The sequence below is a fragment of the Streptomyces tricolor genome, assembly GCF_002155905.1.
GTDB classification, from domain to species: domain Bacteria; phylum Actinomycetota; class Actinomycetes; order Streptomycetales; family Streptomycetaceae; genus Streptomyces; species Streptomyces tricolor.
This window is the reverse complement of the sequence record NZ_MUMF01000486.1, coordinates 353-12,606: the sequence shown is the minus strand read 5'-3', so window position 1 is coordinate 12,606 and position 12,254 is coordinate 353. Positions and strand designations below refer to the sequence as shown.

15 protein-coding genes and 1 pseudogene are annotated in these 12,254 nt (G+C 73.8%); 10 read left to right on the top strand and 6 right to left on the bottom strand.

Annotated elements, in window-relative coordinates; all coding sequences use genetic code 11:
* From CCN44_RS30765 to CCN44_RS30750, 4 genes and pseudogenes are all read left to right on the top strand, one after another.
* Positions 1 to 418: pseudogene (locus CCN44_RS30765) on the top strand (hypothetical protein); the annotation flags it as partial.
* A 94-nt stretch (positions 419 to 512) separates the two neighbouring features.
* Positions 513 to 2,111, top strand: a complete 1,599-nt coding sequence (abc-f, locus tag CCN44_RS30760) for a ribosomal protection-like ABC-F family protein (protein WP_059248588.1) — start codon at positions 513 to 515, stop codon at positions 2,109 to 2,111.
* A 337-nt stretch (positions 2,112 to 2,448) separates the two neighbouring features.
* On the top strand, positions 2,449 to 2,670 hold the full coding sequence (locus CCN44_RS30755; protein WP_059248587.1) for a helix-turn-helix domain-containing protein: 222 nt from the start codon (positions 2,449 to 2,451) through the stop codon (positions 2,668 to 2,670).
* A 116-nt stretch (positions 2,671 to 2,786) separates the two neighbouring features.
* Positions 2,787 to 3,590, top strand: coding sequence for an enoyl-CoA hydratase/isomerase family protein (locus CCN44_RS30750; protein WP_086701260.1), 804 nt, complete (start codon positions 2,787 to 2,789; stop codon positions 3,588 to 3,590).
* Positions 3,591 to 3,599: 9 nt separating this feature from the next.
* Here the strand turns inward: CCN44_RS30750 and CCN44_RS30745 are convergent, their stop codons facing one another.
* A complete protein-coding gene (locus CCN44_RS30745) occupies positions 3,600 to 4,322 on the bottom strand; it encodes a hypothetical protein (protein WP_059248585.1) in 723 nt (240 codons plus the stop codon).
* 103 nt (positions 4,323 to 4,425) lie between these two features.
* On the opposite strand from CCN44_RS30745, the gene CCN44_RS30740 reads away from it, so the two are divergent.
* Genes CCN44_RS30740 through amaP form a run of 5 tightly spaced genes read left to right on the top strand, consistent with a single transcriptional unit; the run spans position 4,426 to position 6,704 of the window.
* Positions 4,426 to 4,899, top strand: coding sequence for an Asp23/Gls24 family envelope stress response protein (locus CCN44_RS30740; protein ID WP_059248584.1), 474 nt, complete (start codon positions 4,426 to 4,428; stop codon positions 4,897 to 4,899).
* A 47-nt stretch (positions 4,900 to 4,946) separates the two neighbouring features.
* A complete protein-coding gene (locus tag CCN44_RS30735; RefSeq protein WP_059248583.1) occupies positions 4,947 to 5,141 on the top strand; it encodes a hypothetical protein in 195 nt (64 codons plus the stop codon).
* Complete coding sequence (locus tag CCN44_RS30730; protein WP_059248582.1) at positions 5,138 to 5,509, top strand: hypothetical protein; 372 nt, start codon at positions 5,138 to 5,140, stop codon at positions 5,507 to 5,509. Before CCN44_RS30735 ends, CCN44_RS30730 begins: the two co-directional genes overlap by 4 nt.
* On the top strand, positions 5,506 to 6,114 hold the full coding sequence (locus CCN44_RS30725) for a DUF6286 domain-containing protein (protein WP_086701257.1): 609 nt from the start codon (positions 5,506 to 5,508) through the stop codon (positions 6,112 to 6,114). The genes CCN44_RS30730 and CCN44_RS30725 overlap by 4 nt, the downstream gene beginning before the upstream one ends.
* Positions 6,115 to 6,119: 5 nt before the next feature.
* Positions 6,120 to 6,704, top strand: coding sequence for an alkaline shock response membrane anchor protein AmaP (amaP, locus tag CCN44_RS30720; protein ID WP_059248580.1), 585 nt, complete (start codon positions 6,120 to 6,122; stop codon positions 6,702 to 6,704).
* A gap of 16 nt (positions 6,705 to 6,720) precedes the next feature.
* On the opposite strand, the gene CCN44_RS30715 is transcribed toward amaP, so the two are convergent.
* From CCN44_RS30715 to CCN44_RS30695, 5 genes are all read right to left on the bottom strand, one after another.
* Positions 6,721 to 7,476 carry an SDR family oxidoreductase gene (locus CCN44_RS30715; protein WP_086701254.1) on the bottom strand — a complete coding sequence of 252 codons (756 nt, stop codon included), beginning with the start codon at positions 7,474 to 7,476 and terminating at the stop codon, positions 6,721 to 6,723.
* 5 nt (positions 7,477 to 7,481) lie between these two features.
* A complete protein-coding gene (locus CCN44_RS30710; protein WP_059248578.1) occupies positions 7,482 to 9,266 on the bottom strand; it encodes a glycoside hydrolase family 15 protein in 1,785 nt (594 codons plus the stop codon).
* Positions 9,267 to 9,396: 130 nt separating this feature from the next.
* Positions 9,397 to 10,227 (bottom strand): SURF1 family cytochrome oxidase biogenesis protein, encoded by an 831-nt coding sequence (locus tag CCN44_RS30705; protein WP_167404047.1) that lies wholly within the window; start codon positions 10,225 to 10,227, stop codon positions 9,397 to 9,399.
* 16 nt (positions 10,228 to 10,243) lie between these two features.
* On the bottom strand, positions 10,244 to 10,477 hold the full coding sequence (locus CCN44_RS30700) for a hypothetical protein (RefSeq protein WP_059248576.1): 234 nt from the start codon (positions 10,475 to 10,477) through the stop codon (positions 10,244 to 10,246).
* A gap of 98 nt (positions 10,478 to 10,575) precedes the next feature.
* The gene (locus CCN44_RS30695; RefSeq protein ID WP_059254885.1) at positions 10,576 to 11,559 is read right to left on the bottom strand and encodes a DEDDh family exonuclease; all 984 of its coding nucleotides are present in this window, start codon (positions 11,557 to 11,559) and stop codon (positions 10,576 to 10,578) included.
* Between the two features lie 480 nt (positions 11,560 to 12,039).
* Here CCN44_RS30695 and CCN44_RS46655 point away from each other — a divergent pair.
* On the top strand, positions 12,040 to 12,254 hold a 215-nt coding region (locus CCN44_RS46655), incomplete at its 3' end, for a VIT1/CCC1 transporter family protein (protein WP_414820529.1).

The window sequence follows — 12,254 nt, the reverse complement described above, 5'->3', positions numbered from 1 at the left end:
GGACGACGGGCTGCTCACCGACACCGACGGCCGCTCCGTGCGCTGGCACCGGGCCCTGCCCGACGCGGCCGAGTGGCTTCCCGCCCAGGGCGGCACCGGCGTCCTGCGCCCCCTCGGCCGCGGCATCCTGGCGGTGATCAGCCCGCGCCGGGTCACCGCCTACCGCACCGCCGACGGGGATCTGCGCTGGGTGCTGCCCGCCCGGAAGGGCTGCTTCTTCCGGGCCGAGGACGCCGTACGGCGGGGCGCGGCCCTGCTCCTCGCCCAGCCCTGCGCGGACACCGCGTGGACCGGCCAGCTCGTGGCCCTGGACCACCTGGGCCGGATCGCGCCCGGCCGCACCCCGCTGAGCAACGATCTCCCCCGCCCGCACCTCGTGCGCACGGACGCAGAAAAACCGCTTGCCCGGCCCCGTTAGACTTCTCCCATGGCCATTCTCCTCGCGCATTAGACGGCGGGAACGTCCTCAGCCGCCCACCCGCCAATCTCCCTGTACGCCCTGGAGTCTGTCCGTGATCTCCGCCTCCGGTATCGAGCTGCGCGCCGGTGCGCGCGTCCTCATCGAGAACGCCAGCTTCCGCGTCGCCAAGGGCGACCGCATCGGCCTCGTCGGCCGCAACGGCGCCGGCAAGACCACCCTCACCAAGTGCCTGGCCGGCGAGGGCATCCCGGCCGCCGGCCAGATCACCCGCTCCGGTGAGGTCGGCTACCTCCCGCAGGACCCCCGCACCGGCGACCTCGACGTCCTCGCCCGCGACCGCATCCTCTCCGCGCGCGGCCTCGACGTACTGATCCGCAAGATGCGCGAGAACGAGGAGCGCATCGCCAACGGCAAGGGGGCCACCCGCGAGAAGGCGCTCAAGCAGTACGAGCGCCAGGAGACGGAGTTCCTCACCAAGGGCGGGTACGCCGCCGAGGCCGAGGCCGCCACCATCGCCGCCGCCCTGAACCTGCCCGACCGGGTGCTCGGCCAGCCGCTGCACACGCTCTCCGGCGGTCAGCGCCGCCGTATCGAGCTGGCCCGGATCCTGTTCTCCGACGCGGACACCCTGCTGCTGGACGAGCCGACCAACCACCTCGACGCGGACTCGATCATCTGGCTGCGGGACTACCTGAAGACCTACCGCGGCGGCTTCATCGTGATCTCCCACGACGTCGATCTCGTGGAGACCGTCGTCAACAAGGTGTTCTACCTGGACGCCAACCGGTCCGTGATCGACATCTACAACATGGGCTGGAAGCTGTACCAGCAGCAGCGCGAGGCCGACGAGAAGCGCCGCAAGCGCGAGCGCGCCAACGCCGAGAAGAAGGCCGCCGCGCTCAACGCGCAGGCCGACAAGATGCGCGCCAAGGCCACCAAGACGGTCGCCGCGCAGAACATGGCCCGCCGCGCCGAGAAGCTCCTGTCCGGCCTCGAAGAGGTCCGGATGTCCGACAAGGTCGCCAAGCTCCGCTTCCCGGAGCCCGCGCCCTGCGGCAAGACCCCGCTGACCGCCGAGGGCCTGTCGAAGTCGTACGGCTCGCTGGAGATCTTCACCGACGTCGACCTCGCCATCGACAAGGGCTCCCGGGTGGTCATCCTCGGCCTCAACGGCGCCGGCAAGACCACCCTGCTGCGGCTGCTCGCGGGCGTGGAGACGCCGGACACCGGCCGGGTCGTCCCCGGTCACGGCCTCAAGCTCGGCTACTACGCGCAGGAGCACGAGACCCTGGACCCGGACCGCACGGTCCTGGAGAACATGCGCTCGGCCGCCCCCGACATGGACCTGGTCGAGGTCCGCAAGGTGCTCGGCTCGTTCCTGTTCTCCGGCGACGACGTCGACAAGCCGGCGGGCGTGCTCTCCGGCGGCGAGAAGACCCGGCTCGCGCTGGCCACCCTGGTCGTGTCCTCGGCGAACGTGCTGCTCCTGGACGAGCCGACCAACAACCTGGACCCGGCCAGCCGCGAGGAGATCCTCGGCGCGCTGCGCACCTACAAGGGCGCGGTCGTCCTCGTCACCCATGACGAGGGCGCCGTCGAGGCGCTCCAGCCCGAGCGGATCATCCTGCTGCCGGACGGCGTCGAGGACCTGTGGGGTTCCGACTACGCGGATCTCGTCACCCTGGCGTGACCGAAGGCCTGATCCACTGCGTATGGATCATTCGGCCCATCGGTGATCCATCATCTGTGTGAGATCTCCTCGTATCGAGGTGTGTCGTACACGGATTTTCCGGCCGATCCCCAGGTAGCCCGGGGATCGGCCGGTTCGCGTCTCTGACCTGGCACTTCGCGCATCCGCTCGGACAGGTCTCCGGATCCCGCCCCCTGGAATTGCCTGCTCCGCTTGTGGGGATCCACTCCTGTCGTCACAACGATGTCTCACCGACCTTGCCGAATGGGTGGCCATCACGCCCGAGAGGGGTGATCATGAGGAAAGACCAGAGCGCACTTCCCTTGAGGAGGCACGGGTGGTTGAGACTCTGAAGAAGGGCAGCCGGGTGACCGGCTCCGCGCGCGAAAAGCTCGCGGCAGACCTGAAGAAGAAGTACGACGCCGGTGCGAGCATCCGAGCGCTGGCCGAGGAGACCGGCCGCTCGTATGGCTTCGTGCACCGCATGCTCACCGAGTCGGGTGTCGTGCTCCGTGGGCGCGGCGGAGCGACACGGGGTAAGAAGGCCGCTTCGGCCTGACTCGGGCGGCCCATCGGCTTCGATGGTGGCCACCCGGTCGGCGGACCGCTCGACCGGGTGGTTACTGTGCAGTCACTTAGCTTCGCTCAGCTGACCGCACCCATCGGAGGCGCCCCATGGCTTCGCCCGAGCAGGACCTCGCTCCCGCACTCGACAAGGACGGCGTACGGCTCACCGTCGACGACGCGCTCGCCACGGTGACGCTGACCAACCCGGCCAAGCGCAACGCACAGAGCCCCGCTCTGTGGCGGGCGCTGGCCGAGGCCGGGCGGCTGCTGCCGGGCTCCGTCCGCGTGGTCGTGCTGCGCGGCGAGGGCAAGTCCTTCTCCGCCGGGCTGGACCGTCGGATGTTCACCCCGGAAGGGATTCCGGGCGAGCCGACCTTCGTTGAACTCGCGCGCCGTGACGACGCCGGGCTCGACGCGACCATCGCCGAGTTCCAGGAGGCGTTCACCTGGTGGCGGCGGACCGACATCGTGTCCATCGCCGCCGTCCAGGGGCATGCCATCGGGGCCGGCTTCCAGCTCGCGCTCGGCTGCGACCTGCGGGTTGTCGCCGACGACGTGCAGTTCGCCATGCGCGAGACCAGCCTCGGCCTCGTCCCCGACCTCACCGGCACGCACCCGCTGGTCGGCCTCGTCGGGTACGCCCGTGCGCTGGAGATCTGCACGACCGGACGGTTCGTCGGGGCCGAGGAAGCGGTGTCGAGCGGGCTGGCCAACCTCGCCGTGCCCGCAGCGGAACTCGACGCGGCCGTGCGGGACCTGGCGACGGCCCTGCTGGCGGCGCCGCGCGACGCGGTCGTGGAGACCAAGGCGTTGCTCCGCGGCGCGGTGGACCGCACGTACGACGAGCAGCGCGCGGCCGAGCGCGCCGCCCAGGCGCGGCGGCTGCGGGACCTGGCCGGCCTCGGCGAATGAGCCCCGCGGTCAGCCCACCGCGGTGATCAGCACGGCCACCGTCGGCCGGTCCGGCAGGGCGTCGCCCACCGCCGCGCGGACCTGCCGGGCCACGTCCACGGCCCGGTGGTCCGCGCCCGTCGCGATCTCGACGCGGACGTGACGGCGCGGCAGCGCGGCCTCACCGGCGCGCTCCTCGATGTGCACCGCCCGGCCCAGCCCGCCCAGCGAGCCCGTCGGACGGACCACCCCGGGGACGGCGAGGGCCGCCCGCGTCACCGCGGTCTCGTCCGGGTCCGCGGGCTCCCGCGCGGCCGGCGGCCGCGGTGCGCTCACCGGCACCCCGGCCCCGGCGTCCGCGTCCAGCAGGTCCGTCACCCGCAGGTCGATCTCCGACACCAGCAGCCCGAGCCGCTCCGCCGCCCCCGCCAGCGTCCGCCGCAGCCGGGACGCCGCGGCCGGCAGCGGCTCGGCCGCGCTCACCGCGAAGTCCGCCGTCACCCGCAGCGGGCCCGGCGGCAGCGCGCTCGGCGGCGCCGGTACGACGGGCTCGCGCACCTCCTCCGGATCGGCGAGCGCGATCCGCAGCGCGCCCAGCCGCATCCCCGGCACCCCCTCGGCCGCCGCGCCCGCCAGCACCGCCCGGGCCGCCGCCTCCGTGATCCACGCGCCGTCGGGCGCCTCGCCGAGCGGCAGCAGCCTGCCCAGCCCCACCTGCTGTCGCACCATCCGTGTCCACTGTTCCGCCGTCATTCCCCCAGCCTGCCGTATCCACGGCGCGCAGCCGGGCAACCGCGCATACCGTGGTGGGAGGAGGGCGAACGGAGCGGTACGACGACCGAAGGGACGTAGGGCGATGACCGATACGACGATCACCCCTGAGGGCGGCCACGAACCGCAGCTGTCCACCACCCGCAAGGCCACCCGGCGCGGCGGCGGCGACCCGGCGAACCGGGGCCGCACCACCATCGCCGACGGTGTCGTGGAGAAGATCGCCGGGCTCGCCGCCCGGGACGTGGTGGGCGTCCACGCCATGGGCAGCGGCCTGGCCCGCACCTTCGGCGCCGTACGGGACCGGGTGCCGGGCGGCGGCAAGTCGGTGACCCGCGGCGTGAAGGCCGAGGTCGGCGAGGTGCAGACCGCGCTCGACCTGGAGATCGTCGTGGACTACGGCGTCGCGATCGCCGATGTCGCCCGCGCGGTGCGGGAGAACGTGATCGCCGCCGTGGAACGCATGACCGGTCTCGAGGTGGTCGAGGTCAACATCGCGGTCAGCGACGTCAAGCTGCCCGAGGAGGAAGAAGAGGAAGAGGAGCCCCGGATCCAGTGAGACCCGGCCCCCCGACCCCGCACGCCTGACGCACCGAGGAGCGCTGCATGAGCATGGCCATGGTCGGCTTGATCGCCGGAATGGCGCTGGGATTCGCCGGGTACTTCGGCGGGTTCGGAGCCTTCCTGCTGGTGGCGGCGCTCGGTGCCGTCGGCTTCGTCGTCGGCCGGTTCGCGGACGGCGACCTCGAACCCGGTGACTTCTTCCGCACCCGCGACAGCCGGCGCGAACGGGGCCGGTGACCCCGGTGCGCGCCGAGACCGGCACGCCGCGCCCGTCGCCGGCCCGCGTGCCGCCGGGCGAGCGCGGCGCCACCCGGATCGCCGACCGGGTCGTGGCCAAGATCGCCGCGCAGGCAGCCCGCGAGGCCCTCGCCCCGCTGCCCGAGGCCGCCGCCGCGCCACGGGCCACGGTCGACGTACGGCAGGAGACGGCCCGGGTCCACGTCCACGTCGAACTCGGCTACCCCGGTGACCTCGGCGCCCGCTGCGCCGCCGTACGCCGTCATGTCACCGAGCGGGTCGACGCGTTGGCCGGCCTGCGGGTGCCGCAGGTCGCCGTCCAGATCGAGCGGCTGCATACGGAGACGGGCCGGGGGAGGGTCGGATGAACGAGACGCGCAGCGCCCCGGCGGTCACCGAGCCGCCCGGCACCGCACCGCCCGCCGAAAGGGGCAGCGGCCGGTTCTGGTCGCCGCGCCGTATCCCCGCCGCCCTCGTCGCCGTCCTGCTCGCGGTCGGCGCGGGCCTCCTGCTCTACGACATCGCGGCCGTGCGCGCCCAGCACCCCGCGATGAGCTGGCGCCGCGCCCTGGCCCGGCAGCTGGCCGAGCGGCCCCTGGACGACACCTGGGTCCTGGCCGGCGCGGCGTTCGCCGCCGCCCTCGGCCTGTGGCTGATCGTCCTCGCGGTCACCCCCGGCCTGCGCGGCCTGCTGCCGATGCGGCGCCCGCACCCCGACGTCCGGGCCGCGCTCCGCCGCGACGCGGCGGCCCTGCTGCTGCGCGACCGGGCCATGGACGTGTCCGGGGTCCGCGCGGCGCGGGTGCGGATGCGCCGCCGGAAGGCCGACGTCCGGGTGGTCTCGCACTTCCGGGAGCTGGACGAGGTACGGGCCGACCTGGACACCGTGCTCACCGAGGCGGTCCGGGACCTCGGCCTGAGCCACCCGCCCGCACTGTCCGTGCGGGTGGCCCGACCCGGGCGGAAGGGGTGAGCGCGATGCGCACCGGCGGCGGTGTCCACCGGGTCCTGCTGGCCCTCGCCGGCCTGTTCCTGGTCGCGCTCGGCGGCGCGGTCCTGGCCGTCGGCCTGGGCGCGCCGCCCCCGTCCTGGTGGCTCCACACCGGACCGCACGACGTCCTGCTCAGCAGGGCCGAACGCACCCGCTGGCGGGACGCCGCCTGGTGGTGGCCGGCGGTCATCGCCGCCCTGACCCTCCTCGTCGTCCTTGCCCTGTGGTGGCTGACGGCGGCCCTGCGCCGCCGCCGGCTGCCGGAGCTGCTGGTCGACACCGGCGACGGCGCGGGCGCACAGCTGCGGGGCAGGGCCCTGGAGAGCGCCCTGGCGGCGGAGACGACCGGCCGGCCGGGCGTGGCCCGGGCGCACGTCGCCCTGCGGGGCCGCCGTACGGCCCCGGCGGTCCGCGCCTGGCTCCAGCTCGACCCGAACGCGGCCCCGGCCGAGGCCCTGACCGCCTTCACCACCGGAGCGCTCACCCACGCGCGCGAGTCGGCGGGACTGGCCTCGCTGCCGGCGGAGGTCCGGCTCGGAGAGGTCCGGCACCGCGCGGAGCGGGTCACGTGACGCCCGCGACCGGCGCCTAGAACCCGTGCCGCGCGCCCCCGTCCACCGGCACCATGACCCCCGTCACGTAGGAAGCCGCCGGCGACAGCAGGAACGCCGCCACCCGCCCGAACTCCTCGGGCGCCCCGTACCGGCGCAACGGGATCCGTGACTCGCTGGCCGCCCGGGTGGCCTCGGGGTCGGCCGAGCGCGCGTCCAGCTCGCGCACGCGGTCCGTGTCGATGCGTCCCGGCAGCACCCCCACCACCCGGATCCCGCGCGGCCCCAGCTCGTCGGAGAGCGACTTGGCGAAGCCGGCGAGCCCCGGCCGCAGCCCGTTGGACACGGTCAGCCCCGGGATCGGCTCGTACACCGAACCCGACAGCACGAACCCGATGACACCGCCCTCCGCCAGCTCGGCCGCCGCCGCGCGAGCGAGCCGCACCGCGCCGAGGAACACCGACTCGAACGCGGCCCGCCACTGCTCGTCGGTGTTGTCGGCGACGAACCCGGGCGGCGGCCCGCCCACGCTGACCAGCATCCCGTGGAAGCCGCCGAAGTTCTCCCGGGCGGCGGCGATCAGCCGCTCGGGAGCCTCGGCGTCGGCGTTGTCCACGGCCACGCCCACCGCGTTCGGGCCCAGCTCGGCCGCCGCGTCGGCGACCCGCTGCGCGTCCCGGCCGGTGACGACCACCTTCGCCCCGTCGGCGATCAGTTCCCGCGCCGCCGCGTTGCCGAGCCCGCGCGTGGCCCCGGTGACGACGTACACCCTGTCCTTCAGTCCAAGATCCATGGCCCCTATCCTGCCCGGTCGCCCCCGAACAGGGTGAGGGCGGTGTTCACCAGGCCGATGTGGCTGAACGCCTGCGGGAAGTTGCCCAGCTGGCAGCCCTTCACGGGGTCGTACTCCTCCGCCAGCAGGCCCACGTCGTTGCACAGGCCCACCAGCCGGTCGAACAGCTCGTGCGCCTCCTTCGTCCGGCCGGTCAGATACAGGGCGTCGGCCAGCCAGAACGAGCAGGCCAGGAAGGCGCCCTCGCCGCTCGGCAGGCCGTCGACCACCGAGTCCTCGGTGTCGTAGCGGCGCAGGAAACCGCCGTGGCCGAGGTCGTCGCGGATCGCGTCGACCGTGCCGACCACCCGCGGGTCGTCCGGCGGCAGGAAGCCGACGCGCGGGATCAGCAGCAGCGCGGCGTCCAGCTCCCGGGAGCCGTAGTACTGGGTGAAGGTGTTCCGCTCCGGGTCGAAGCCCTTCTCGCACACCTCCCGGTGCACCGCGTCCCGCAGATCGCGCCAGCCCTCCAGGTCGCCGTGCAGCTCCGGGTGCCGCTCCAGCGTCTTGACGGCCCGGTCGGCGGCCACCCACACCATCACCTTGGAGTGCACGAAGTGGCGCCGGCCGCCGCGCACCTCCCACAGCCCCTCGTCCGGCTGCCGCCACGCCGTCTCCAGGAACCCCATCAGCGAGCGCTGCAGGGCCCACATGTGCGGCTTCGTGGGCAGGCCCGAGGCGCGGGCCAGCGACAGGGTGTCCATCACCTCGCCGTACACGTCCAGCTGGAGCTGGTCGACGGCGCCGTTGCCGGTGCGTACGGGGCAGGCGCCGGCGAAGCCGGGCAGCCAGGGCAGCTCGGTCTCCGGCAGCCGCCGCTCACCCGCGACGCCGTACATGATCTGCAGGTCGGCCGGGTCGCCGGCGACCGCGCGCAGCAGCCAGTCGCGCCAGGCCTCGGCCTCCTCCTGGAAGCCCATGGAGAGCAGCGCGCCGAGGGTGAGGGTGGAGTCGCGCAGCCAGCAGTACCGGTAGTCCCAGTTGCGCACGCCGCCCGGCTGCTCGGGCAGCGAGGTGGTGGCCGCGGCGACGATCCCGCCGGTCGGGGCGTAGGTGAGGGCCTTGAGGGTGATGAGGGAGCGGACGACCGCGTCCCGGTACGGGCCGTCGTACCGGCACCGGCGGGCCCAGCGCCGCCAGTCGGTGACGCTGCTCTCCAGTGCCTCGTACGGGTCGATGAGCGGCGGGCGCTTCTCGTGCGAGGGGTGCCAGGTGAGCACGAAGGCGACCCGCTCGCCCTCGGTGAGGGTGAACTCCGCGTGGGTGCCGTAGTCCTCGCCCCAGGTGGGCACGTCCGGCTCGGCGCGCAGCCAGGCGGAGTCCGGCCCGGCGACGGCCACCCGGTGGCCGTCCGAGCGGCGCACCCAGGGCGTGATCGAGCCGTAGTCGAAGCGCAGCCGCAGCGTGCTGCGGACGGTGACCCGGCCGCTGACCCCCTCCACGATCCGTACGACGTCGGGGGCGCGCTCGCGCTGCGGCATCAGGTCGGTGACGCGCACCGCGCCGTCGGCGGTCTCCCACTCGGTGTCGAGGACGAGGGTGTCGGACCGGTAGGCGCGGCGGGTGCAGACGTCCGCCCCCTTGGGCGCGATCCGCCAGTGGCCGTGGTCCTCGTCGCCCAGCAGCCGGGCGAAGCAGGAACCGGAGTCGAAGCGCGGCAGGCACAGCCAGTCGATCGAGCCGTCCTTGCCGACCAGGGCCGCGGTCTGCTTGTCCCCGATGAGGGCGTAGTCCTCGATGCGCGCGTTCACGGGATGCGGTTTCCCGGCGGGCCAGGGGGCCAATCAGGTGGTGCGCCGGGGGAGTGACGTTTCCTCGGGCCGCCCGGGGGCCCCGAGGAAGTCCCGGGGCCGCGCGGCCGGACCGTGGCCGGTCCGGCGGTCACACGGCGGCCGGTGCGCTCTCCTCCGGCTGCCGCTCCGCCGCGGTCTCCTCCCGGTCGCGGACCTCCCGCCGGACCAGGAACCACCAGCCGACCGGGACGGCCGCCGCGAACAGCCACCACTGGATCATGTACGCGTAGTTCAGCGGGGCGTCCTCGCTGCCCGGGTCGGAGATCTGCTGCGGGGAGCCGCCCTTGGGCTCGGGCGCGGTCTGCTGGATGTAGCCGCCGAGCACCTCGGCGCCGAGCCGCCGTGCCTCCTCGGCGCTGTTGATCAGCATGATCTGCCGGTCGGGGAGGCCCTTGACGTTCTTGATGCCGCTCGCCGCGGTCGTCTCGTCGGCCATCAGCCGCCCGGTGACGGTGGTCCGGCCGGCCGGCGGGGCGGGGATCTTCGGGAAGGCGGTCTGCGAGCCGTTCGCGGGGATCCAGCCGCGGTTGACGAGCAGCACCTTGCCGTCGTCCAGGACGAAGGGGGTGAGGACGTGGAAGCCGACCTCGTCGTCGGCGTTCGTCCGGCGCCGGACCACGACCTCCCTGGCGGGGTCGAAGGTGCCGGTCGCGGTGACCGTGCGGTACTTCTCGGCGCGGGTCACCTCGTGCCCGGGGGAGGTCAGCCGCTCGACCGGGACCGGCTCGGCGTGCAGCGCGGCGGAGACCAGGTCGTTGCGGGCGGTGCGCTCCTCGTACCGGTGCTGCTGCCAGAAACCCAGCTCGATCATCGTCGGGATCAGCGCGATCGCGACGAGCGTGAGGATCACCCACTGGCGGGACAACAGGAAGCGGTAACGATGCACCCCACGACGGTACCTCCGGGCCGTGGGGTGCATTCAGGCGGGTACCGGGTCACACCCGGTCGACGATGCCGGTCCTCCCCTCCTGGCGGGCGCAGTGCGCGCCGCAGTACCAGTGGCCCTCCACCTCCACGCCCTGGCCGATGATCTGCACCCGGCAGTGCTCGCAGATCGGGGCCATGCGATGGATCGCACAGGAGAAGCAGTCGAAGACGTGCACCGCGCCCTGCGCGTGCACCTCGAAGGTCATGCCGTAGTCGTTGCCGCACACTTCGCATGTCGCCATGCGCCACAGGGTGAGCCGTCGCCGATCCCCCGGCGAGCGGACGCCGGGTGAGTCGTGGGGTAATCACCCATTCGTACGATCGGCCGACCGCGGCGCGGCTACGCGTCGGCGGGCTCCACGTCCCCGAGCAGCTGTCCGAACGCGGCCTCGTCCACGATCGGTGTGCCGTACTGCCGGGCCTTGACCGTCTTCGACGTGCCCGAGTCGGGGTCGTTGGTCACCAGCAGGCTGGTCAGCCGGGAGATGCTGGTGGCGACGTGCAGCCCGGCCTCGACGGCGCGGTCCTCCAGCAGCTCACGCTCGGTCGACGTGTCGCCGGAGAAGGCCACCCGCATGCCCTGTTTGAGCCGTTTGCCCTCTTCGTAGCGCCCCGGGTTGGGATAGGGGCATGCCGGCCTTTTGCGGGAGGGGCGCCAACTGCTCGACCGGTAGCCGCCGTAGCCCCCCGTCGCCTGCCGGGGCACCGGCCGGTCCGACCACTCCGTCAGCGGCCGGCACTCCAGCAGCGGCAGCCGTACGCCGCTCGCCGCCGCGGCCCGGAGGCTGGGCCGGAACGCCTCCGCCAGCACGCGCGCGTCGTCCAGCGCGTGGTGCGCCCGCTGCTGTACGACCCCGAAGTGCGCCGCCAGCGACTCCAGCTTGTGGTTGGGCAGCGGCAGCCCCAGCTCCTTCGACAGCGCGATGGTGCACAGCCGCTGCCGCACCGGCGCCTCGCGCCGCACGCGCGCGTACTCCCGCGCGATCATCTGCCAGTCGAAGACGGCGTTGTGCGCGACGAGCACCCGGCCGTCCAGACGGGCGGCGAACTCCTCGGCGATGTCCCCGAACAGCGGCGCGCCGTCGAGCACCTCGCTCGTCAGCCCGTGTATCCACACCGGTCCCGGATCCCGCTCGGGGTTGACCAGCGTGTACCAGTGGTCCTCCACCTCGCCGAGCGCGTCCAGCCGGTAGACGGCCGCGGAGATGATCCGGTCGTCCCGGGCCAGGCCGGTGGTCTCCACGTCAACGACCGCGTATCCCTTCGGATACGCGGCCGGCCACTGGGTGGGGGAGGACACTGCGGTCGCACGGTCTTCGAGCATGGTCACTGAGGATACGGGCCACGACTGACAGCGCGGTCCCTCAGGTCCCCGTCGCGCCTCTCCGGCTCGCCCTCCTGCTCGGTCACCGCACACGCGCGCGTGCGCGCGGACTTGGCGGACTCGGGGACCTGGGGCGGACTCAGGAACACGGGCCGGCGAGTCCGGCGGCCCGCGCGGTGGCGCCCCGGCGGCCGGGCCGGTACCGGCAACCCCTGCCTCTCCGCCGCCGCTTCACCGCCCGGGTGCCGGCGTTCCGCACGGGGGTGCGGTCCGCCGCGGTTCGGCGTTCCGTCCCGGTCCGGCAACCCGCCCCCAGGGTGACGGGACCGTCCGCCGTCGACGGCGGAGCCGCCTTCCGCGCTCGGCACCGCACGCGTACGGCAGTTCGGGCGCCGCTCGTCCTCCGCGGCGCCGGCGGTGCGGCGGACGGGGGAGCGTCGGTACGGCGGCGGTGGCCCGCGGGGTGGGATCCTCCCTGCTGTGACGGAACCGACCCACGACGAGGCCCACGGCGGCGCCCTCGGCTCCCGGCTGAACTGGCTCCGCGCGGCCGTCCTGGGCGCGAACGACGGCATCGTCTCCACCGCGGGACTGGTCGTCGGCGTGGCCGGTGCCACCGAGAGCCGCAGCGCCCTGCTCACCGCCGGACTGGCCGGCCTGCTCGCCGGCTCGATGTCCATGGCGGCCGGCGAGTA